Genomic DNA, 24,301 nt, shown 5'->3' with positions numbered 1-24,301 from the left:
TATTTGGTTCATTATGTTAAATCGTTTTTTCCATAGCACGATGTGGGATACCAGCATCCATAAACTCAGGAGATGTTACTGTGTAGCCGAGCTTTTCATAAAAAGGAATAGCATAGCTTTGTGCATGGAGTTTTAGTTTTTTCTTATTAATTGAAATGGCATACTTCTCCATTTCCTTCATAATTAAAGCACCTAGTTTTTTACCGCGCTGATCCTGTAAGATACTGACACGTTCAATTTTCACGGCATCGTCCTCGATACTGCGTAAACGTGCAGCACCTACAGGGGCAGTGCCTTCGTACATAATGAAATGCGTTGCGGTTGCATCCTCAGCATCACATTCTAGATGAAGCGGCACACCTTGCTCTTCAACAAAAACTTTTTTGCGGACTGCAAACGCATCATCATGTTCCTTTGTTGTTTCAACAATCTTAACGTTATACAAGTATTACTCAGCTCCAGTCAAACGGAATGTTTCATATGTTGTCCACGAGCCGTCTTCCAATTGGTATAAAAGATGAATGCGGTCAATTGTATCTTTTTCGTCAACACCTGTCATGCGTAATTGCCCAAAAATGTCATCGTGCTCGGAGTCCTTCAGTTTTTGAGCAATAGTAATATGTGGTACAAATACGTGTTTAGTCCCACTAAAAGGTACTTGCTCTTCTAGAGCTTGGTGGAATCCTGTTAATTGTTCAGTTGGTTCAATGCGGAAATAAATCGCATTTGTCGTAGGGAAAAACGAACTTATGCGTGATGCATGAATGTTTAAAGGTGCATATTTGGCAACAAGTGCATCTAATTGCTTTACGATGGATTGAATATCTTCATCCGTTGCATCAAAGCTGTCCTTTAATGTTATATGCGGAGTAATTTTCGCATAATGAGGATCGTAACGTTTACGATAAGTATTCGCTAAATCTTGCAATTTTTTTGATGGAAATGCCACAATACCGTACTTCATAGTCCATTACCTCCCGAAAATAAACAATTTTTCTCTTAAAGTATAACAGAAATTTCCCTTTTCGTAATTTGAATCGCCCATATTAATTGAAATTTTCAATTAATGCACGACGTAAATCAGGTTTCCAATATTTCCATGTATGATTGCCATCAAATTCTTCATAAAATGTAGAAAATCCTTTGTTTAACATAAGATTATGCAGCTGACGATTTGGGGTTAAAAAATCTTTAATTGTTTTATCCATCGTGACAACTTTATCTTCTTCTTTGCCAACAATATGGTAAATAGAAATTGAGCCTGGATCTTTAAAATTCTCTACAGCTGTCAAAACATCTTCGTCCACATACGGCGATTGTAAAATGACCTTACCAAAAATACTTGGATATTTTAATGCAGCCATTAAGGAAGCGGTTGCAGCCATCGAGTCACCAATGACTCCGCGGCTCATCCCCATTTGATAGGTTGCATATTCAGCGTCTAAATATGGCACAAGCTCATGCGCTAAAAAACGAAGATATGCTTCATGTTGCTCTCCACTTGGAATATATTTGTGACGTCGATCCTTAATGTCCTTATAAGGAACGAATGCAATGATTAAATTTTCGATTTCATAGTCATCAATAAGTTCATCAGCAAGTTTTGTAATACCTCCAATCTGGAAGTAATCTTTGCCGTCTGATGCAATTAAAATATTATATTTATATAGTGGAGAATAATTTGCAGGAACATAAATGTAGAGCTGTAATTCCTCCTGTAACGCTTCACTATAGAACTTTAAATCTTGTACAGTTCCCTTATCCAATGATGACACTCCTTCTTGTGTTTGTAACAAAATTGTACCATACTGCCAAAGTAAAGGTATAATAGGTTGGGCTAGCACTTACTAGCAATAAAATCGAAATGAGGGTTAGTTATGCATAATAAAAGTACTCGTATACACTCTGATGAAGTAGCGAAAGCAGCCCATGCTGCACTCATTCGTCGCGGTGTATCGCTAAAGGATATTGCTGAAATTGTTTATGAAATGCAAAAATCCTATAATGAAGGTTTAACATTAGAGCACTGTGTTCATTCTGTTGAGCGTGTATTACGTAAGCGTGAAGTTCAACATGCTTTATTAGTAGGTATTGAATTAGATGAACTTGCAGAGAAAAAGTTATTATCTGCACCATTACAGCAAATAATAGAATCCGATGAGGGTTTATTTGGTGTGGATGAAACAATCGCCCTTGGAGCTGTTTTTACATATGGTAGCATAGCGGTAACAACTTTTGGACACTTAGACAAGCAAAAAATCGGTATTATTAAGAAGCTTGATACAGAACCTGGCCATCATGTAAATACGTTTTTAGATGATTTAGTTGGCAGTATCGCAGCTTCTGCCGCATCACGTATTGCACATCGTATGCGTGACTTAGAAGAAGAAGGCGGCACATTTGCAGATATCGAGCCAGAAGAGCTAGGACCAAAATCAAAATCACATAATGAGATTTAATGGAGTATTAATATATATTACAGAGCCTTCTCAATAATTTGAGAAGGCTCTCTTTATGTTGTAAATAAAATATGGCTTTTCAGCAAAGCGGGGGTGATTTCCGTTCCGGCTGGGCTCTTACCCAAGGAAAGCGTGTATCCCTAGAACGAAAATCCTCCTCTAAAGCTCCACAACATTCAAACATTCATAAAGATTTTCTTGACTATTTTTTTAACAGTCTGCCCAGAGCCTTCTCAATAATTTGAGGAGGCTCTGGGCAGACTGTAGACAAACGCTACTCCTGATTGCATAAAGCTGTATGGTGATCTAATAGTAAGACCCCGACATACGGCATTTTGTGAGGATCGTCGAAACCGTCTCGTTTTCCTACATGTGAGGCTTGCCTTGGATGAAAAATAATCAAACATATCCCATAGGTTGGGTTTTTTTAGTATTTTAATCGTAGCATTATACCATTTTAGTTCAGCTTTTCACCCCATATTAATGATGAGGAGCTGTTGATTTTTCACGGAGAGTGGCGACTCCTACGGGATGAGCTTGCGCTGAAAGCCCCGCAGGAACGTAGTGACGAGGAGATTGAAGCCAAGCCCGCGGAAAGCGCCAACTCGGAGTGAAAATCAACCTTTGTTTATTGATACACTTATTTTATATTTATTCTTTTGTCGACATGCTGAACAGAGCCTCCTCAATAATTTGAGAAGGCTCTGTTTTTTAGATGCTTAGACAATTGTTTAGTATACTTACACACTTATTTTTAATAATTAATCATTAGAGGCTTTTAAAAACTCTGTTACTTTTTCACTGTCTGCCTCAAGTTTTAAGCCTGTATTAACTAGTGGTGAAAGAGTGGATACAGCAGGTTTTTTATTGCCTTGGTAGTAGCTAATGAACTCATCTTGATTAATAGAGTAAAGAATTGCTTTACGTAAGTCTACTGAATCTGATATAGCGCGACCAGATGTATTCATTTGTAAATATGCTACTGCATTACTATCAGCAGTATTTAACGTTAGTTTAGTATCAGATTTTACAATATCTAGCTTTGTTTCTGGTACTGTCTGAAGAACGTGGATCTCACCATTACGTAATGCGGATAATGCACTATCATTATCTTCAATAAAACGAACATTGATTTTTGCAATCTTCGGTTCATATTCACTACCTGCACGGTAAGCTGGGTTTTTCACAAATTGTGCTTCGTAATCATTTTTCTTCACGAGAATGTAAGGGCCGCTTGCATATAGCTGGTTGTTGTATGTCGCTGCACCTTCTGTCACTGTTGCTTGATCACCATATGCGATATCCTTGTCTGGATTATAGCTTGCTACATCATATGTGTTAATGCTTGTTACTTGTTTTTCTGATACGATACCACCAGATTGGTGTGCTAAATAATTTAACACTTGTGGGAATGGTGTTGGTGTTGTAATTTTAACAACTTGGTATGCGCCAGCTGCATTATTAACAGTTCCCTTATCTTTCGCTAATTGCGTTACGGAAGCAGGAAGGTTTTGAGATAAAGCCTCAAACACAGATTGATCAGAGCCTGCAACTTTTTTCTTTTGTAATTCAGCTAAGTCAGAAACCGTTTCGACTTTTTCGATATTTTCATGAAGACTGTATGTGCGATGGTCTGGTACTGATTTTGAATCTTTTGCACGGTTTAATGAAAATACAACGTCTTCCGCTGAAACTAAGTCACCTGTATCAACAGCAGCACCATCTTTTATAGCAGTGAAGTTAATATCATCACGTAAGATGAAATAATATTCTTGGCTACCTTCAGCAATAGCATGATTATAAGATAATGAACCATTTGAAACGACTTCGTCTGTATCTGTTAAGTTGACAAGACGAACATACATATTTGTATTTAATGCATTAATAGAACCATCATTTCCTTTAATAGGATCAAGCGATGTTAACGAACTAATTGTTTGATGTAAAATCAAAGGTTCAGTTGCATTTTTGGATGAATCAGTAAATTCTATGCTTTCCCATACTTGCGCACGAGATTTTGGTAGATGCACCGTTTTTGGGTTCACTAATTCAGAGTAAATCCCTTGATATTTATTTGAAATATATAACGGCGCAATATAAGCTTGGTCGAATACTAAGAGCTGTTCTAATTCTTTATATTTTGCTGCAGCTTCATCACCCGTTAATGTACTTGCTTCTTCGATGAGAGCATCTAATTTTGAATCAGCTACAATACTATAGTCACCGCCCGTTTTAAATAAACCACGAACAGCATAGTCAGGATTTCCTGTTACTGTTGTCCAGCTCGAAAGCGCTAAATCATAATTGCCAGCTTCTTTTTGTGCTGAAAATGAACCATAATCAGGTTGAATATTTAGTTTAACATCAAAGCCATTTTTAACTAGTTGATCACGAACAATATTCATATCTTCCTCGGAAGCGGCCATTCCTAAAACTTCAATTGCTTTTTTACCTTTACCTTTTGAATCTTTACTGCCTTCTACGTCAGTTTTTGTTTGTACGCAGCCTGCTAATGCTAACACTGCTATGAATAAGAATACAAGTAATCTTTTCATTTAAGAACCTCCATTGTTAATTTGATTTTGGATCTAAAGCATCTCGCAAACCATCACCTAAGAAGTTAAAGGAGAGAACGAGAAGCATAATACAAAGACCTGGGAAAATAGCAACATAGGAATGCGTTTCCAGGTACGTACTACCAACTTTTAGAATATTGCCCCATTCAGGAATGTGTGGCTCAATGCCGAGCCCTAAAAAGCTTAAACTACTTGTTGAAATAACAGCGCCGCCAATGGTTAATGTTGCTTTAACAATCATTGGTGCTAACGAGTTTGGAACAATATGTTTAAAGATGATTGCAGCATCAGATGCCCCCAATGCTCTAGCTGATTCCACGAATTCAAAATTAGAAAGCTGCATGACATTTGCGCGCATTGTACGAGCATATGTCGGAATTGCTCCAACGCTTAGTGCGATGATTAAATTAACGGTATTGGCACCAAAGGCAGCAATAATGGCGATAGCTAGTAAAATTCCAGGAATGGCATATAAAATATCAAGACTTCGCATGATCATGTTGTCAGTCGCTTTTCCGTAATAACCTGAAAATGCTCCAAGTGTTCCGCCAATTAATGCAGGGATAATCGTTGAGAAAAATCCTACAATGAGCGATATTTGTGCACCGAAAACAATACGAGAAAATAAATCACGTCCGTAATTATCAGTGCCTAATGGATATTCTAACGAAGGTGTTTGTAACAATGCTCCATAATTATTTTCAGTCGCAAAGTCATAGTCAAATGTCCAAGAGCTTGTTACGGATAAAGAAAACATAAATACGATGAAAAATAATCCGAAGACGGCCATCGTATTGCGTAAAATCTTTTCCCAAATTTTTTGCCATTTTTCGATTGTAGATGGATTTGCCTTTCGAGCTTTTTGAATAAGGCTATACCCTAGCAATGTCGCAAAAAGATTGCCAGTCAAAGAGGCGATAAGCAGCAAAATACCAGGTAACAGCATCCATTTCGGCGCAGCCTCTGAAGTCACATATTTTGCACACAGAATTAACATCACAATATAAAAGAGTGCAAGGAGTAAGAAAAGCCCCATCGCTAGTAAAAACGTATCTGTGACATACGGTTTAAATAAGTTCAGTGCTGAAATACCGATAATGAAAAGTTGAGTGATGAATGCATAGGCAGCAAAAGTATATTCAGCTGTCTTTCTTTTTGACACAAGCATAAACGCAAACGATGTAGAGAAAATATTGCCTGAAACTATTGTTAATAACAGTGGATAACCAAGTATTCGAGTGCTTTTTTGTATGTCACCATGGCTTGCTAAATCCTGTTTAATTCGTAAAGTTAGGAAACCAATATAGGTTGTGGTGATTGCATAAATAATGAAAAAGATTAAGACAATTGGTCGCCAACTTTGAGTAGAAAAATTATAGCTATAAGCTAGAAACAATAAAGAAAACAGTAAGGAAAAGACAAATGTAAAATGTGAATTGACATATTCCTGTGTAATCTTCAAAAGTAGTTTGACATGTAAGCTGTTTTTCACAGATGATCCCCCTTTAAGACTTCTTCATTTTCGAACGAATGCGTGGATCGAAAAAAGCATACAAAATATCGATGAGTAAATTAACGATCGAAATTGTGATGGCAATATAGACGACCCCACCAAGGATAGCTGGGATATCCGGAATAAACTGTTTGTCAACAATATAGCTACCAATACCACTAATATTGAAAACTTTTTCTGTAACAGATGCCCCACCTAACATGCCGCCAAAGAGAAGCCCAATCACTGTAATAATTGGAATCATGGCATTGCGAATAGCATGCTTTGTAATCACTTTAAATTCATTTAAGCCTTTTGCTTTCGCTGTAATAATGTAATCCTCATGTATGACCTCAAGCATACTGGATCTTGTCATACGAGCAATGGAAGCCGTAATGGATGTACCCAAGACAATAACTGGCATTATTAAAGATAACCAGTTTTGAGGATTGTACGTAGCTGGGAACCACTGTAGCTTTAATGCAAACGTTAAAATAAATATCAATCCTTGCCAGAAGCTTGGAATGGATAATCCAATTAAGGCAATGAACATAAACGTATAATCCAAATATGAATTTGGACGAACGGCCGAAATAATGCCGACTGGAATGGCAATAGCGATAGCCATTAATAATGATAGGATGGCTATTTCAAGTGTGACAGGAAATTTGTTTACAATGCTTTGTGTAACATCTTCTTTCCCTGCAAAGGAAGTACCTAAATCAAATGTGAATAGGCCAGATAAAGCATTCCATAATTGAGATAAATAAGGCTGATCCAAGCCATGAATGTGATTAAAGTTAGTTATTTGCTCTGGCGTTGCCGCAACACCAAGTAAGTTTCTTGCTGGATCGAATGGCGACAAATACAAAATTGTAAACACCAGTGTTGCGACACCTACTATAACAATGAAGCTTTGTAGTATTCGTTCAATAACAAATTGCAGAAATGGATTCGCAAACAATATGAGTACTACATAAAATAAAACAGCCGGTAAAAAAGTAAGGACCACAAAGTTTTTATGTTTAAGCTGCTGACTAAAAAATTGTAAATAGGATTGATCTTCTAAGCCATCTTTCAATAAATCTTGCGCTACTAGTTGCTGAAGTTTTGCTTCTGCTAATTTCGAAGCAGTTTCCTGTATTTGTTTTTCTGGCACAGATTCATGAAAAAATTTAGCTTTGGCTAATTCTTGCTCAGCAAACTCAACCTGCCATTGTGTGAATAAACCCTTTTCTTTGTAGTACTGTCTTCGTTTCTCAAAAGCTTGCTGGTATTGATGTGAATGTTTTCTTTTCCGATAAGATAAGTATGTAAAAGGGTGTACTAAAATACTTAAAAGAAAGAGCAGCGCATTGTAAGACTTATGGTGCATGAGCTTTTGATAAACTGAAAAAAAGAATACATGTTCCTTAGTTGTAGAATGATCTTGTGAAATAACCATGCATTTCCTCCAGACGTAAGTAAAATAATAGATTCTAAAGTGTGGACAAAACAACATCAACACACGCTTAGTAGTCAACTCATTTTTAGCGAGGTCCTACTAAATGAATTGCAGGATGAAGATTCAATATTTTTTATATTGTATAATTCCTATCAGTATTGTAAAGTATGAATTATACTAGTAATTAAGTCAATCACAAAATTTACAAAAGGATGGATTGAATGAGTGAAAAGCTTCTAGAAATAAGCGATCTTCGTGTATCTTTTATAACGGGAGAGACAGAATTTGAAGCCGTTAAAGGCGTTAATTTTCATGTAAATAAAGGTGAAACACTCGGAATAGTAGGAGAGTCAGGTAGTGGAAAAAGTGTAACGGCTCGTTCAATTATGCGTTTATTACCATCGCCACCTTCATTTCTAAAGTCAGGAACTATTTTGTTTAAAGGACAAGAGATTACTTCATTGAGTGAAAAACAAATGGAGGCAATCCGTGGACAAGATATTAGTATGATTTTTCAAGATCCAATGACATCCACAAATCCAACTATTCGTATTGGAGACCAAGTGTCCGAAAGTTTAATAAAGCATCAGTCAATGTCCAAAGCAGAGGCATATAAGCAAACAATAGAGTTATTAAAGCTTGTAGGCATTCGAGATGCAGAAGAACGCTATAAACAATATCCGCATGAATTTTCAGGGGGAATGCGCCAACGTGCTATGATCGCCATGGCACTTGCTTGTCATCCTTCTTTACTAATTGCAGATGAACCGACAACAGCCCTTGATGTAACCATTCAAGCGCAAATCTTAAAATTAATGCGAGATATGCAAAAAAAGATGGGTACCTCAATCATATTAATTACACATGATTTAGGCGTTGTTGCTGGTATGTGCGATCGACTTATTGTTATGAAGGAAGGCGAGATTGTTGAGCAAGGTACAACAGAGGAAATCTTTGCGAATGCTCAACATCCTTATACTAAAAAACTATTAAATGCTTTGCCTAAGCTCCATGAGAAAAAACAGCCCAAACCAATTGCGAATGTACAGCTAGGAATTGATAAAAATAAACCATTAATCGAAGTGACACATCTTTCAAAGGAATTCGCATTAGGTCGCGGTCAAACGGTGAAGGCAGTCAATGATTTGTCGTTCCATATATACCCAGGAGAAACATTAGGCTTAGTAGGCGAATCAGGCTCCGGGAAATCTACGACAGGCCGAACTATTTTACAGCTTCATCAACCTACGAATGGAGAGGTCTTGTATCAAGGTATACCCATTACAAGACTAACGAAAAAGCAGCTTAAAGCAATGCGTCGTCATATGCAAATTATTTTCCAAGATCCATATTCCTCGTTAAATCCTCGAAAAAAAATAGTAGATATTATTGGAGAAGCTCTAGACATTCATAAACTCGTTAAAACGAATGAAGAGCGTCAACAGCGTGTGGAGGAATTACTGGAACTTGTAGGCTTAAACAAAGAACATGCAGTGCGTTATCCACATGAATTTTCCGGTGGTCAGCGTCAACGTATTGGCATCGCAAGAGCTTTAGCAGTGGAGCCAAATTTTATCGTTTGTGATGAACCACTTTCAGCACTTGATGTTTCTATTCAAAAGCAGATTGTAGACTTGCTAAAGGATTTACAGCAGCGCCTAGGATTGACATACTTATTTATTGCTCATGATTTGTCTATGGTTAAACATATTAGTGATCGTGTCGCTGTCATGTATGGTGGGAAGATTGTAGAGCTTGCAGAAAGTGAGGAGCTGTACGCCAATCCGCAGCATCCGTATACACAAGCTTTATTGCGCTCAATACCAATTCCAGATCCGGCGATAGAAAAGCAAAAACATATGGATGCAGAAAATGAAGAGGTACAAACACGCTATGAGATAGAAAATAGTCAGCTTGTTGAAGTATCCCCAAATCATTGGGTTGCCATAGCATCTACATAGCTTGAATGTAGTAGCCTGATATTTTACAATAGAAACATCGTGAAACTTTTAAGGACTTTTGATTATAGAAAGTTCTTTAAAGTGTAATAAAGATGGAAAGTTGTGAGGGACCTACTACATGAAAATGCAAGATATAAAAACGTTAATTACGAGTGGTACAATTATTCTAGCCGTTGCATTGTATATGATTTTTGGCAGATCACCAGCCGAAGAAAAGGATGCAACAACTACCGACCAGCATGGCATTATTTCTATTGAACAGGTTGAAGAAAAAACAGGAAATAAGCGCTTTGATGTAGACTATATTAAAGCATATGATGGTGATACAATTCAGGCGACAATAAATGGCAAGAAAGAAAAAATTCGTTTGCTGATGGTAGATACACCAGAGATGAATTATAACAAAGGTGAAGCACAGCCTTATGCTGAAGATGCGAAGGACTATACGATTAAATTGCTAGAAAACGCTAAAAAGGTTGAAGCGGTTTACGATGTTGGACCAGAAACAGATAACTATGATCGCTTATTAGCTTATGTCTTTATTGATGATGTAATGTTACAGGAATCATTACTAAAAGAAGGGCTTGCAGCGGTTCGCTTTATCCATAAACCAAACAATACGTTTGAGGATGAATTTAGAGAAATTCAGCAAGATGCGGAAAAAGCAAAACTAAATGTTTGGTCACATGAAAATTACTTCCAAAAAGATGGCTTCCATCCGGAAGTATTAAAATAATGGTTAACTAACAAGGGACTGTCCCAAAAGGCAATGAAAAATGCCTTTTGGGGACAGTCCTTTCTTTATTCAAAAAATATAGTAGTAAAAAAAGTGAAGCTTATAAGAGTTTGTCAAAAAGCTGCACTTTATTTTTTGTTCGTCACTGAAAGTTGGGGGTGGATGACATGCTGTTAAAACGTATGTCATGTGGCTAAGTTGATTGAAATCGCCCAGTCGGAACGGAAATCAATCTCAAGTTATCGTGATGCGCCTTTTTTTATAAAAATCGAAACGGTGCACTTTTTACATACGTCTAATTTAATGAGGTGGTGAATGTTGGATGGATTTTGATGAGGTAGCAAGAGAATACATGAAGGATTTATTTAAAATTGCATACTCATATGTGAAAAATGTCCAATTGGCTGAAGATATTGTACAGGATGTCATGATAAAAGCTTTTGAGCGGCAAGAACAGTTCCGTGGAGAATCAAATTACAAAACTTATTTAATTCGTATGACCATTAATCGCAGTTACGATATATTACGAAGTTGGTCTTATCGCAACTATCAACTAACAAATACTTTTACATCATTTTTTAATCATTCAAAGTCAACCGAAGAATTAGCTGAAGAAAGGAGTAGTAACAAAGAGCTCTACGAACATGTATTTAATTTATCAATAAAATATAGAGAAGTGATCTACTTATATTATTATTTGGATTATTCCGTTAAAGAAATAGGAGTTTTACTAGATTTATCTGAAAATACGGTAAAGACTAGGCTTGCTCGAGGACGTGAAAAGTTAAAAAAGTTACTAAAAGAGGAGGAGGCGATATTCAATGAATAAAGAACAGATAAAAAAGAGTTTGGATCATTTTTTTGAAAAGAATAATCTTCCCTCCGAAAAGTCGATAGAAAGAATGTTAAATTATAAAAATCAGAAACCAAAAAAGACTCTGGCCTTATATCCTAAGCATTTATTCGGATTCATTACGACAATTGTAACCGTAAGTTGTATTATTTTTATTTTAGGAGTAATTACACCAACAGAAAGTACTGTAGACGTTACAAGTAACAAATATTCTAAACTTCTAAAAGAATATAATCTTGAAAAAGTCCATATTGAACCTCTGAACAAAACTTTTTTTAGTGTAGATGTATATGATATGCAATATTTCCAATCTGCATTTTGGACTAGAGCAGAGGCTGAATCGCTTAGTTTTGATTCGCTTATTGGGCAAACGGCAATGATGACTTTTGCTCAAAGTAAAGGTATTAAAGTTAATGATAAGGAGATTGAAGAACTTGCTAAACAAAAAAATACAGAATTTCTTCATGAATTTTCTCAAACAAAAGCAGTATCTGAATATGGTGATTTATTCAAGGCTTTAGGTATTTCAGAAAATGAATATTTTAAAGATGTTCTATATTTCAACGCGAAATATGAACTATTAGAAAGTAGACTTTTAAAAGCATTAAGTATAAAAACAAAAAATAGTGAAGAATATAGCCAGCTTCACAGGAACGCTATTCATTTTTATAGGGAAGTTGCTGCGGATGATATAACTATCTTTAAAGAGGATTTTCAAATAGATGAACAATTATCCGTAAAAAAACTCAAATCTTTAAAAGAACCAGTAGAAGTTTCCTTTGATTATAAAAATATATCAGCTCTAGCATTAGGCCAAAATTCAAACGGTGAATTGGAATTTATAAATCCGCATGACACGTGGAATTATACTTTAGAAGTATATGCTGAAATGTTATATAAAGTTGATGAAGGGAATGAAAAGTATATCCCATTTGCTCCAAAAACATATAATAAATACAAAGTATCTTTAAAAGAATTTGCTGAAGATTCATCTAATGAATACCAAACGGAGGCTATACAGTTACTAGAAATATTAAATATATTTGAGCATTCTTATAATGAAGATTATCAGTTTGAGTAATTATTGATGTGTCAGTATAAATTTCTCGGGATGTTAAGGATAACTGGAAAACGTAAAGTTAAATATTGGGTCACATATCAAACATACTTTCAAAGGGATGGCTTCCATCAGGGATATTAAAATGACATAAAAAATCCATCTACTGGCTTATAGTAGATGGATTTTCTGCTTTAATTAGTGATGCAGTCCTTGATTTTATATTACTTAGAGAACTTTTAGTTGGCCCCAGTAGTTTCTCTTCACAAATAAAACGGCACCAACTTTTTAAGAGTAGTAGTTTATTAAACTATCCATTTTGTGTTGAAAACTGGGCGTCTTCCTATCCTTTTAGTTATAGTCCTTGAATTGAAGAATTTCCTCTACGGTTTATCGTTAGCGAATAAATAGCAGAGATAAGGGCTAACACTACCATAATACCAGCTACCCACGTGTTGATAGTTACGGAATAGTAGTCTACAAGTAAACCACCAAAACCAGAACCTAAAGCTACTCCAAGATGTAAAAATGAAGTATTTAAACCTAATTGGATATCTGAGGAATCTGGAGCAGACTCGGCTAGATAATTTTGTACTGCTGGACTAAGAGCCCAAACCATCGCACCGTATAGTACGACAACGATCAATAAACTTATCATTGATCCTGTTGCATAAGGTAATAGGAACAAGGAAACTGCAAAAAGTATAAGAAATGTGAGTATAGTTTTTGCTCCTCCAAATTTATCGGATGCCCAGCCACCAATCCAACCACCTGTTATTCCAGCTATACCAAAAACCAGTAAGACCATACTAATCATATTTGTTGATAAGTCCATTGTTGTTTTAAGAAAAAGCGTGAAATAAGTATAAACGATGAAATGACCAGTTAGCTCCAAAACGGATATGAGCTGGATTGATGCGATTTTTTTACTTTTTAATGTGGCTATTTGCTTACGTAAAGGAATGGCTGGTTGTGGTGGAACCTTAGGTAAAAACTTAATGATTCCTAACATAGAAACAATACTTAAGACTGCAACTAATACAAATGTCATTCTCCAACCAAAATTTTGACCGATAATAGTTCCTAGTGGTACACCTAACACTAATGATGCACTTAAACCCATGAAAATTAATCCAATAGCTCTTCCTCTTAATTCCGTTGCAACAGTTTTGGCAGCCATTGTTACGGAAGTGACAACCACAATAGAGCAGCTAGCTGCAAGAATAATTCTGGCTATTAATAAGGTTGTAAAATTCGGACTAACTATAGATAAAATATTACCACCTAGAAAAGTTAACATTGCTATGAGCAGTAATTTACGTTTTTCTACTTTAGAAGTTAGAGCAATAAGTACTGGAGCCCCAAAGGCAAAAACTAATGAAAAAACTGAGACCAACTGACCGACTGCTCCTACAGAAACATGTAAATCTTCTGCAATCATGTTTATTATCCCCGCGATCACCAACTCCACTGTACCAGCAACAAATGTGGCAAGTGCTAAAACAAAAATCCCTATATTCATTAAAAATTCCTCCTAAAAAACTATTAAAAACTGAATCTAGAATCAAAGATACTCCTTAGAGTGCACTATAAAGCAAGTGTGTTATAATAAAAATATGGAAAAATTATTAACTATTCGGGATATATCCTCAATCACTGGTCTTAGTTCTTACACGCTACGCTATTATGAAAATATTGGTCTTTTATGTGAGATTGAAAGGGATGAAAATGGATATCGTAAATACTCAAAGAACGATATTTCATGTATAGATTTTCTCATTATGTTACGTAACACAGAAATGCCTGTAAGTGATATGAAAAAATTTGCAGACCTAAGACGTCAAGGTGATTCTACCGTTACTGAAAGACGAGAACTATTAGAAGTTCATCAAGATAATGTTCTTAATCAAATTAAGCAACTAGAAAACAATTTAACTAAGATTAATGAAAAAATTGACTACTATAAAAATTTGGAGGAAAAAGTTAAGTAATATAATCAAACGTGTTGATTAGGAAAATATAGGTTTATTATTGAGTGATAAAAGGATTTTTTTGTTGATATTTTGCTAATGTATGTCCATTTTAACTGATCGTAGCGTAGGGCTACTCGACTCCCGCCCGCAGGAAGCCTTGCTCTGCGCGAGAGCGAAGCGTCAGCGACAAATGTTTTATCTGTGCGAAAGCGAAGCGTCAGCAACAAATGTTTTATCTGTGCGAAAGCGAAGCGTCAGCAACAAAGCGAGTAGCTCGTAGCGGAAATCAGAGCCTTCTAATTAATTTAAATGGATAAAAATGGTTAATCGATATATCTGTAATATAATTAAATAAGTTTAAAAGAGACCTTTCTAAAAGGTCTTTTTTTTATGAGAAATGGGAAAAAATACATTTGCGTTATAGTGCACTCTAATCGATATAATTTCATGCTATAGAAAGATTGGAGGAGAAAAAATGAAATATCGATCTATTGGAGATTTAAGTGTCTCATCCTTAGGATTAGGATGTATGGGCATGTCAGAATACTATGGAACTCAAAATGATGAGGAATCGATTGCTACACTGCATTACGCCTTAGAACTTGGTGTTAACTTTTTTGATACAGCTGATCAATATGGAGTGGGGAAAAACGAAGAATTAGTCGGTCAAGCATTAAAAAATGTCAGACAACAGATAAACATAGCTACCAAATTTGCTTTTGTAAGAGATGAGAGTGGGAAGGTAATGCAAATTAACGGCAGCCCGGAATATGTAAAAAAGGCCTGTGAAGCAAGCCTAAGACGGTTAAATACTGACTACATCGATTTATATTATCTACACCGTGTAGATCCCAGCGTTCCTATAGAAGAGACAGTTGGTGCTATGAAGGAATTAGTTGAAGAAGGTAAAGTACGACATATTGGGCTTTCAGAAGTATCTTCTCAAACGATAAAACGAGCACAAAAAGTACATCCTATAGCTGCATTACAGACAGAGTATTCAATATGGACTAGAGATATTGAAGAGGAAATATTGCCCCTTTGCCGTAAACTAAATATCGCTGTTGTACCATATAGTCCTCTGGGACGAGGGTTTTTATCTGGAAAAATTAAGTCGGTTGATAAATTTGTAGAAAACGATTTTAGAAGGAACGCACCTCGATTTCAGGGAGGCAACTTCAATCAAAACCTTTCTTTGATTCGACAGCTAGAAGATATAGCAAACCAACTAAATATTAGTCCTGCACAACTAGCATTAATATGGTTGATGTCTGATGGGGAAGATATTATCCCTATACCAGGGACAAAAAGGAGATCCTACTTAAAAGAAAATATAGCTGCAATAGATTTTGAATTGCCAAATGATGTAAAGGATTTCATAAATAAAGCTATACCTGTAGGTTCAGCAGTTGGTGATAGATATCCTGTACATTCTATGAAACTATTAAATCAGTGAAAGAAGGGTATATAATTGGAAGTTTGGAAAAAGAATATGTATATTTTGAGCATTGCACAATTTTTAGTCATGTCCGCATTTAGCTTAATTATACCTTTTATTCCAGTCTATCTTAAAAGTGATTTAGGTGTTCACACTCAAACTGATATTCAGCTTTGGACAGGGATGATTTTTGGAGCTACTTTTTTATCTGCTTTTATTTTTCAGCCGATATGGGGGAAAATTGCAGATCGAACGAGTAGGAAAACTATTCTAATCCGTTCAGCAATTGGAATGGCGTTTGCCACATTCTTAATGACCTATAGCACGACAGCTTGGCATCTATTAGTTCTACGTTTTATCTTAGGGATTTTTGGTGGATTTATCCCTGCATCTTCTCCATTTATTACAATGAATACCCCTAAAGAAAAAATAGGTTATGCACTCGGTGTAGCCCAATCAGGTGCTTACACCGGAAATATTTTTGGGCCTTTAATAGGTGGAGTTTTGGGGCAGTGGATAGGATTTTATAAAATCCTTTATGTGTCAAGCGCTATGTTACTGATTTCAGGAGCACTTATTTTATTTTTTTTAACAGAAATTAATAAGCCTGAACCAAATACCTTGAAAGTTCCGACATCTAAAAAAAGACGTATTAATTTTTTCTCTGAACTACAGGAAATTATGAAAGAACCTCTAATTGGAATTTTGTTTATGGTTGGATTTCTTATTCAGTTTTCAACGATGAGTACTTCACCATTTCTGGCTACGTATGTAGAAAGTATGTGGAACAATGATAGCTTTTTAACAACGATGGTAGGGTTATCGGTTTCTATCTCGGGTTTCTCTATTATGATCTTTTCTCCCATTTTAGGAAGAAAAGCAGATCAAGTAGGTCCTGAAATTATTTTGTTAATTTCTTTGTTTGGGAATTTTATTTGTTATGTTTCTCAAGCATTGGTTTCTTCTATATGGCTTTTTCTACTCGCTAGGTTCTTAATGGGAATGTTTATAGGTGGACTTCTCCCATCGGTAATAAGTTTAATACGAAAATATGCACCTGAAAAAATGGAAAGTTTAACATTCGGTTATTATCATAGTGCTTTATTTTTAGGAAATCTAATTGGTCCTTTACTTGGTGGATATTTAAGTGGAATCATCCACATAAAAGGGGTTATTTTTTTAGCTGGTCTCCTCTTTTTAGTAAATAGTTTATTTTTAAAATTTCATTTGTTTAGACAAGAATCTTATGTATCTTTACTTAAGAGGGCCATTTCCATTCGGAGGTATTAAAATAACATGAAAAAATCCATTTACTGATTGCTTAGTAAATGGATTTTTTGTTGATTAAGTGTATCAGAGTAATCTAACTTTTTGCGTGAGCATTTATACTACACAATATGTAATACCTGAACTTCTCATGTCGAAGTCGAATTGTTGAACAGAGCTTATAAAAGCTCATCATTTGTGTTATTTTACATCTTTTGTCCACTCTGAAACTTTATCTTCATTGTCTTTAATCCATTTTTTTGCTGCTTCTTTAGGATCAGAGCCTTCCATAATATCAAACATAACACTTTCTATATCTTCTGCAGTCCAGTGGAAGTTTTTGAGAACACTATATGCTCCTGGATTATCTTCTTTTAATCCTTTACGTGCAAACGTACCAATATATTCTTCAGCTCCGTATATGCCTTTAGGATCGTCTAAATATTTTAAATCAAAAGCATTAAATTTCCAGTGAGGTGACCAACCTGTAACTATGATTTCTTCATTTTTTTCAATTGCTTGACTAAGAGCTGCTGTCATTGCGCCTCCAGATGAGGTAAGTACATTCCAGCCTTCAAGGTTACTATATTCTTTATAAGCATTTTCCGTAGTTGCTGTCATATTTGCTCCTGGATCAATGCCAGTTATCGTTTTACCAGCTTCATCTGTTAAATCTTCGATAGAATTTACATCCATATAACTAGGGACAACCATGCCAATTTTTGCACCAGTTAGGTTTTCACCCAAATCGACTATTTTATCTTTGTACTTCTCAACTTGTGGGGCATGTGTTTGTGGTAACCAAGCTGACACCATACCATCAACTTCTCCTTTTGCAAGAGCTTCCCACATAACTCCGTTATCTAGTGGTGTTAGTGTTGTATCATATCCTAAATCCTCTAGAACTTGTCCTACTACGTGTGTAGAGGCAATTTCCGTATCCCATTCAACATAGACTAAGTTCACTTCTTTTTTCTCTTTATTTTTCGTGCCTTCATCATCTGAGCCACAAGCAGCTAATACTAACATTAGTGCGAAGGCCAATCCTATCTTTAATAATTTACCGAATCTCATAAAATCTCCCTTTCTTCTATAGTGTAGAATGAGATATACCTAAAAATTAACAAGTAACAACTTAACGTTAACAAAAGGTTGTTACTTTTGTCAAATCGGCTTCGATAGAAAAAGTATCCAAAGCTAACCTCGAATCTATGGAATCATGCGGAAATATATAGGGTTGTTTTTATAGGTAAATCAAGGCGGGTAAAGCGAGTATTTTATGTTAATTCATATCGGTTTAATACATTTTGAGGTTACTAAAGTAAATAAAATATCCTTGGTTTTTAGTTTGTAAACGTACAAAATGAAGCCAATTTTGATGAAATCTAAATTTGCAAGAAAAAAGACTATCAAAATATGTTCGAAAACTAACAAATTTTGATTTTATCAATTTTTTAGATAATGCTATAGTTCCAATGTCAAAAAATATGGTTTTTTATGTTAAAGAAAGGAGATGTTAAAGTGAAAAAAGCAAGCTTACTATTGATGATTGTCATACTTTTGATATCTTCTCAACTATCATTAAGTAATCTATCTGCTTACGCAAACAGTGATAGTGAAGGCGATTATATAACAAAGAGCGGGGAGGGCGGTGTTGCCATTGTCGGATATCAGGGTGAATCAAAGGATATTGTTATTCCTGATGAGATTGAAGGTCAAGCAATTGTAGAAATAGGGGACAATGCGTTTAAACATGAGCTACTAACAAGCGTAGTGATACCATCAAGCGTTACAAAGATTGGGATAAGTTCATTTGAATTTAATAAATTAACAAGCGTAAAGATACCATCAAATGTAACAACTATAGGCAGTAGTGCATTTTATTCTAATTATTTAAAAAGTATTGAACTTCCATCAAGTATTAAGACAATCGGACATTCTGCATTTCAATTCAATAAATTGGATTATGTAATATTTCATGGATATCCTTATAAATTTGCGCCATTCGGAACGCCATTTGATCAGCAAGTCCAACCAAGAAAAACATTAGTTGGATGGTTTGAAGACAAAAATTATACTATTAAGTGGAGTGAAAATGTTTTAGAGCCGATGACAATTTATGCAAAGTGGCAAACAAACAGCTATTTAGTCACTTTTGAATCAAACGGAGGAAGTAATATATGGGAAAAAGAAGTCCCTCTATCGGGAGAGCTCCAAGCACCGACTCCTCCGGTGAAGGCTGATTATATTTTTGATGGTTGGTATAAAGATGTAGAACTTATAAACGAATGGGATTTTAAGAAAGATAAAGTAACAGATGACCTAACTTTGTATGCGAAATGGAAAAAGGAAAACACTTCGGCAAGTTACACTGTCACGTTTGATTCAAATGGAGGAAGTGAAGTATCAAATCAAGAAGTTTTAGAGGGAGAATTGCTAAAAGCCCCGGTTACTCCACTTAAGGAAGGCTATACATTTGCGGGATGGCATAAAGATAAGGAAATGGCAGAATTATGGGACTTTGACCAAGATGTAGTAAAAGAAGATATAACGCTATACGCCAAGTGGTCAAAAGTAAGCTATATCGTTACTTTTGATTCTAATGGAGGAGGCAAAGTTTTATCACAAACCGTTAGATATAACGAATTAGCGAAAGCACCAATTCCTCCTAATAAGGAAGGCTATACATTTGCAGGCTGGTATAAAGATAAAGCATTAACAGAACTATGGGACTTCAATAAAGGTCGAGTAACAAAAGATATAACGCTTTATGCTAAATGGTCGAAAGTAAGCTACATCGTTACTTTTGATGCCAATGGAGGAAGTGAAATTTCATCGCTAACTGTCGGACATAATGAATTAGTAAAAGCACCAGTTGCTCCAAAGAAGGAAGGTTATACATTTGGAGGGTGGCATAAAGATAAAGAATTGACAGTAGCATGGGAATTTGCAAAAGATGTAGTGACAACAAATGTTACGTTGTATGCGAAATGGACAAAGGATCATACGTCGGGCGGAGGATCTGGCGGCTCTGGTGGAGGTTCGTCAAACTATAAAATTACCTTTGACTCCAATGGTGGAAGTGAAGTGCCACCCCAAACAGTCGGCTATAACGACCTTGTGAAAACCCCTGCCACTCCAGTGAAAGACGGCTATCATTTTGACGGCTGGTATAAGGAAACGGCGCTTAACAATGCATGGGACTTTGCGAAAGATAAAGTAACCGCAGACATAACGTTGTATGCGAAATGGACAAAGGACTATATGGTTACATTTGATTCAAATGGAGGCAGTGAAATTCCATCGCAAACAGTGCCGTATAAAGCTTTAGTGAAAGCTCCTTCTAATCCGAAGAAGGAAGGCTACCTATTTATCGGCTGGTATAAAAATGAAAATTTCACAAAAGCATGGGATTTTGCAAAAGATGTTGTTACAGAAGACCTAACATTATATGCGCGATGGATGAAGGAAAGCCACGGTTGTGACATTACTTTCAAGGATGTTGATCAAAACTGGGCACAAGATATGATTAAAGAAGTTGCCGAGCGATGCATTATTATAGGTTTTCCAGATGGCACTTTCCGACCGAATGATATGATTCAACGTCAACACGTAGTGCTTATGATTGACCGTGCATTACAACCAGCACCAATTCGAGACGCTGTAGCCTTTTCAGATGTCCCTAAAAGTCATGTAAATTATGAACAAATTACACGACTACAACGAGCGGGTATCGTGGATGGTTCAGATGGAGCATTTCGACCAAACGCTAATGTAACACGTGCCGAAATGGCAAAAGTGATCGTGCTTGCATTTGGTTTAACGCCAGAAGGCGATAGTACATTCAAGGATGTCGATCCATCGCACTGGGCGAGTGAATATATTGCCGCTTTAGCAGACCATAACATTGCACTAGGCGATGAAAACGGTCATTTTAGACCAAATGAAAACTTAACGCGTGCACAATTTACGGCGATTATGTACCGAGCACTTGGTTTATAAGTCTTATTATAAAGGGAGATGTATCATAAATTGATACATCTCTTTTTCTATTTTAGTAGTTGAACGCCATTAGCATTATTTAAGAAACACCCTCTCACGATATAAATCCAATAGAAAATCAAATCTAATGAAAACATTGTACTAAGTGAAAAAATTACATAGGAAAACAACTTCAAAGAGACTGTAAAAAATTTAAAATCCCTTAAAATTAAAGGCATTTTGAAAGAATTTTAGAATTATCAAAAAATGTTTCAAAACGAACAAATTGTGATTTTGCTTGTTTTAAATTGCTTGTTATAGTGTAAATATCTTTAAAAACAAGGGGCTTTATTCACGGTTACTCAAAATGAGCGAATTTAATGAAAATAATGTGTTTAAAAGAGTATTCGATGGGAGTGAAATATTTCATCTGACATCTGTTTTATGGTTACTTTTATGTCTGGAATAGTTATAAAGTATTAATAATAATGCTTTTTTAATGTTTAGTGTCATAAAAAACGGGAATAGAATTAATGATAAGGGCTATATAGACTTATCTAATTTCAAATAAATAGTATGTTAGTATGACGCAGCTAGGATTTACTAGTGAAAGGCATTGAGGTGTTTTTATGTATAATTTTTTAGATCACACTGCTTTACGAAAAATAGAGGTTTTACATTATATTTACAAAGAACAGAAACTATTTTCAAGTTTAGAGATAGCTGAAATGATGGCTCTGTCAGAAAGAACAATTATTAAAATAATCGAGGAAATATCAATTGATTTAAAACTTATTACAGAATCTGCTGTTATCCAAAAAGTAGAGAATAAGTATTTTCAATTAGACTACAAAGATAATTTCTCTATGAAGACTGTAGAAAGATATTATTTACAAAACTCATTAACATATAAAGCTTTTGATGAGATTTTTTACAATAGATTTAATGATATTAATATGTTTGTTTTAGAAAACTTCACCAGTACGGCCTCCATGTATCGACGTATAAAAAAAGTTAAACCTTTATTAAGTCAATTTCATTTGAAGTATACGTCTCAAGAAAAGGTCAGTCTTGAAGGCACAGAAAAGCAATTTCGTTATTTTTACTTCTTGTTTTATTGGAATTCGTGTTGGGGAGAAGAATGGCCATTTACACTAGTTTCAAGAGAGGAAATTCTAGAAAAAATGAAGAAAGTCAATATAAACTACCATGAACAAGTATTGTATTGGCTTGCCATTTGCATAACACGTGCAAAATTAGGTTGCTTAATCGATTATCATCCAATGTATGCAAACTTTACAAAACACCATCATAACTATAATCAATTATCGAGAAAAATTAAGATTGTATTTAAAGAATTTACAGATCTATCAGAAGAAGAAATTGAATTGGAAACAATGTTTTCTTTCTCCATAATTAGTTGCATGCGCCATTATCAGAAGAAAGATAATGCAGTAAGTTTATTGATGAATTTTGCACAGCACCATAATCAGGAATTATTTGTACAAGCAACCCTTTATTGGATGGAAAAATTTATGGATCATTTTTCTGTTACTTTAGATGCCGAAGAATATGGGACACTTTTTATAAATTTACTGCATCTTCATTATTTTGTTTTAACTTTTTCTGGTCCAGCTAATTTATTTAAAGAAGATCTTTATAAAAAGCGATTAGAAATGCATGAAACTGCTCAAATAGAAATCATGAATCAATTTTTTGATCGACTATTGGAAAATAGGGATTTCAACGTCGTATTTAAACGCAGAGAAGTATTAATTGGTCGATATCATAAATTACTAAAACAAACAATTGATTATGCAAATAAAGATACCATTAAAATAAAAATATTTTCATTGATAAGTGATGCGCCTTATCTATTCAATCAAATAAAACGTCTTTTTGTCCATGTTGAGTTATGTTTTGAAGATGAAGAAGCAGATTTAATTATAACCGATCGCTTATACTTAAATATTAAAAAAAATCCAGAAAATATATTTGTTTGGAATTCAGTTCCGGACAGAGGAGACTATGATAGGTTAGCTAGAAAACTACAGGAAATCTATTTTAATAAGTACCAACAGCCAAATAAGCTATTATTGAAAACTTTACTAAGTGAAGTTTAAAGAAAAATCAATCGTTTATTTTAGAAATGGAGGTTGATCTATGTTCTGGAAAAATAAAAGTAAAAAGGTAGATCACGATATTATATTACTTGATAGTAATATAAAAATGAATATTCAACATGACAGTGAAATAGAGAAACAAATAAAAATGATTAATTTTTCAATAGAAGAGCTGCAAGTAATTAAAAGCTTGCTGCCATTTATTGAAGAAAAAATTGATGACATTGTTGATTGTTTTTACAAGAATCTAGAATTGGAAGAATCCCTACTGACACTAATTAATAATAATAGTTCAGTTGCAGCCTTGAAGAAAACTTTAAAATTACATATTTTAGAAATGTTTTCGGGAATAATCGATGATGAATATTTTTTAAAAAGAACTAGAATAGCACAAATACATGTAAAAATTGGTCTACAGACAAAATGGTATTTATGTGCTTTTCAAAATATATTTATAACAATTATTGAGATTATTGAAAAGAATTTTTCTGAAAAAGAACTTTATTATTCTAGTGTAAAAGCACTCTCGAAATTATTTAACTTAGAGCAACAAATAGTTCTTGAAGAATATGATAAAGAGATAAGTAGAATTAAAGAAAAATCAAATAAACAGGTAGAAAAAACTAAAATTCAAGTTGTGAATTCAACTGAAAATTTAGCAGCAATTTCAGAACAAACGAATGCAGCATTTCGAGAATTACATATTCATTGCACAGAAATGGTGGAAACCGTAAATGCTGGAAAAGAGTTATCTGCTTTAGCGGAGGAGAGAGCAGAAAATGGGAAATTTCAAATAAGTAAACAGAATAGTAATATGAAGAAGGTTCATGAGGCAGTCAAAATAATTTCCAATGATATAGAAGAATTATTAAAAATAACAAAGGAAGTTCAAGGCATTATTGATATTGTAACGAAAATAGCTGATCAAACTAATTTATTATC

The 24,301-nt window shown here is 34.9% G+C and carries 20 protein-coding genes; 12 read left to right on the top strand and 8 right to left on the bottom strand.

Annotation, left to right across the window (positions count from 1 at the left end; translation table 11 throughout):
• Positions 1 to 16: 16 nt before the first annotated feature.
• The 3 genes from AN161_RS21000 to AN161_RS20990 form a co-directional block, all read right to left on the bottom strand.
• Positions 17 to 445 carry a GNAT family N-acetyltransferase gene (locus AN161_RS21000; protein ID WP_053596284.1) on the bottom strand — a complete coding sequence of 143 codons (429 nt, stop codon included), beginning with the start codon at positions 443 to 445 and terminating at the stop codon, positions 17 to 19.
• Between the two features lie 3 nt (positions 446 to 448).
• Positions 449 to 964, bottom strand: coding sequence for a YjcG family protein (locus AN161_RS20995; protein WP_053596283.1), 516 nt, complete (start codon positions 962 to 964; stop codon positions 449 to 451).
• A gap of 82 nt (positions 965 to 1,046) precedes the next feature.
• Complete coding sequence (locus tag AN161_RS20990) at positions 1,047 to 1,766, bottom strand: alpha/beta hydrolase-fold protein (protein WP_053596282.1); 720 nt, start codon at positions 1,764 to 1,766, stop codon at positions 1,047 to 1,049.
• Positions 1,767 to 1,877: 111 nt separating this feature from the next.
• On the opposite strand from AN161_RS20990, the gene AN161_RS20985 reads away from it, so the two are divergent.
• Positions 1,878 to 2,459 (top strand): phosphatidylglycerophosphatase A, encoded by a 582-nt coding sequence (locus AN161_RS20985; RefSeq protein ID WP_053596281.1) that lies wholly within the window; start codon positions 1,878 to 1,880, stop codon positions 2,457 to 2,459.
• A 761-nt stretch (positions 2,460 to 3,220) separates the two neighbouring features.
• Here AN161_RS20985 and AN161_RS20980 read toward each other — a convergent pair.
• The 3 genes from AN161_RS20980 to AN161_RS20970 are packed head-to-tail and all read right to left on the bottom strand — an operon-like array spanning position 3,221 to position 7,971.
• On the bottom strand, positions 3,221 to 5,014 hold the full coding sequence (locus AN161_RS20980) for an ABC transporter substrate-binding protein (protein WP_053596280.1): 1,794 nt from the start codon (positions 5,012 to 5,014) through the stop codon (positions 3,221 to 3,223).
• A 16-nt stretch (positions 5,015 to 5,030) separates the two neighbouring features.
• A complete protein-coding gene (locus tag AN161_RS20975; RefSeq protein WP_053596279.1) occupies positions 5,031 to 6,527 on the bottom strand; it encodes an ABC transporter permease in 1,497 nt (498 codons plus the stop codon).
• Between the two features lie 13 nt (positions 6,528 to 6,540).
• Positions 6,541 to 7,971: an ABC transporter permease gene (locus AN161_RS20970; RefSeq protein ID WP_053596278.1), complete on the bottom strand. Its 1,431-nt coding sequence runs from the start codon at positions 7,969 to 7,971 to the stop codon at positions 6,541 to 6,543.
• Between the two features lie 221 nt (positions 7,972 to 8,192).
• Here AN161_RS20970 and AN161_RS20965 point away from each other — a divergent pair, with 221 nt between their 5' ends.
• The 4 genes from AN161_RS20965 (at position 8,193) to AN161_RS20950 (ending at position 12,602) form a co-directional block, all read left to right on the top strand.
• Positions 8,193 to 9,932: an ABC transporter ATP-binding protein gene (locus AN161_RS20965; protein WP_053596277.1), complete on the top strand. Its 1,740-nt coding sequence runs from the start codon at positions 8,193 to 8,195 to the stop codon at positions 9,930 to 9,932.
• Positions 9,933 to 10,050: 118 nt separating this feature from the next.
• Complete coding sequence (locus tag AN161_RS20960) at positions 10,051 to 10,668, top strand: thermonuclease family protein (RefSeq protein WP_053596276.1); 618 nt, start codon at positions 10,051 to 10,053, stop codon at positions 10,666 to 10,668.
• Positions 10,669 to 10,990: 322 nt separating this feature from the next.
• On the top strand, positions 10,991 to 11,497 hold the full coding sequence (locus tag AN161_RS20955; RefSeq protein ID WP_053596275.1) for a sigma-70 family RNA polymerase sigma factor: 507 nt from the start codon (positions 10,991 to 10,993) through the stop codon (positions 11,495 to 11,497).
• Positions 11,490 to 12,602 carry a hypothetical protein gene (locus tag AN161_RS20950; protein ID WP_053596274.1) on the top strand — a complete coding sequence of 371 codons (1,113 nt, stop codon included), beginning with the start codon at positions 11,490 to 11,492 and terminating at the stop codon, positions 12,600 to 12,602. Before AN161_RS20955 ends, AN161_RS20950 begins: the two co-directional genes overlap by 8 nt.
• Positions 12,603 to 12,933: 331 nt before the next feature.
• Here the strand turns inward: AN161_RS20950 and AN161_RS20945 are convergent, their stop codons facing one another.
• A complete protein-coding gene (locus AN161_RS20945) occupies positions 12,934 to 14,100 on the bottom strand; it encodes an MFS transporter (RefSeq protein ID WP_053596273.1) in 1,167 nt (388 codons plus the stop codon).
• A gap of 94 nt (positions 14,101 to 14,194) precedes the next feature.
• Between AN161_RS20945 and AN161_RS20940 the strand changes: the two genes are divergently transcribed.
• The 4 genes from AN161_RS20940 (at position 14,195) to AN161_RS20930 (ending at position 17,279) form a co-directional block, all read left to right on the top strand.
• Complete coding sequence (locus tag AN161_RS20940; RefSeq protein WP_053596272.1) at positions 14,195 to 14,569, top strand: MerR family transcriptional regulator; 375 nt, start codon at positions 14,195 to 14,197, stop codon at positions 14,567 to 14,569.
• Between the two features lie 82 nt (positions 14,570 to 14,651).
• Positions 14,652 to 14,831, top strand: a complete 180-nt coding sequence (locus AN161_RS29050) for a hypothetical protein (RefSeq protein WP_143114966.1) — start codon at positions 14,652 to 14,654, stop codon at positions 14,829 to 14,831.
• A gap of 195 nt (positions 14,832 to 15,026) precedes the next feature.
• The gene (locus tag AN161_RS20935; protein WP_053596271.1) at positions 15,027 to 16,007 is read left to right on the top strand and encodes an aldo/keto reductase; all 981 of its coding nucleotides are present in this window, start codon (positions 15,027 to 15,029) and stop codon (positions 16,005 to 16,007) included.
• A 36-nt stretch (positions 16,008 to 16,043) separates the two neighbouring features.
• Positions 16,044 to 17,279: an MFS transporter gene (locus tag AN161_RS20930; RefSeq protein WP_075807318.1), complete on the top strand. Its 1,236-nt coding sequence runs from the start codon at positions 16,044 to 16,046 to the stop codon at positions 17,277 to 17,279.
• A 177-nt stretch (positions 17,280 to 17,456) separates the two neighbouring features.
• Here the strand turns inward: AN161_RS20930 and AN161_RS20925 are convergent, their stop codons facing one another.
• Entirely contained in the window at positions 17,457 to 18,329 is an 873-nt protein-coding gene (locus AN161_RS20925; protein WP_053596269.1) for a glycine betaine ABC transporter substrate-binding protein, read from the bottom strand.
• Between the two features lie 447 nt (positions 18,330 to 18,776).
• Between AN161_RS20925 and AN161_RS20920 the strand changes: the two genes are divergently transcribed.
• The 3 genes from AN161_RS20920 to AN161_RS20910 all read left to right on the top strand — a co-directional run.
• Positions 18,777 to 21,257, top strand: coding sequence for an InlB B-repeat-containing protein (locus AN161_RS20920; RefSeq protein ID WP_053596268.1), 2,481 nt, complete (start codon positions 18,777 to 18,779; stop codon positions 21,255 to 21,257).
• 608 nt (positions 21,258 to 21,865) lie between these two features.
• Complete coding sequence (locus AN161_RS20915) at positions 21,866 to 23,359, top strand: helix-turn-helix domain-containing protein (RefSeq protein WP_053596267.1); 1,494 nt, start codon at positions 21,866 to 21,868, stop codon at positions 23,357 to 23,359.
• 40 nt (positions 23,360 to 23,399) lie between these two features.
• The coding region (locus tag AN161_RS20910; protein ID WP_053596266.1) for a globin-coupled sensor protein at positions 23,400 to 24,301 on the top strand (902 nt) is incomplete at its 3' end.

It is taken from the genome of Lysinibacillus sp. FJAT-14222 (assembly GCF_001278875.1).
In the GTDB taxonomy this organism is placed as follows: domain Bacteria; phylum Bacillota; class Bacilli; order Bacillales_A; family Planococcaceae; genus Lysinibacillus; species Lysinibacillus agricola.
Note: the sequence above shows the minus strand (reverse complement) of the source record. Positions and strands in the feature narration are given on the sequence as shown.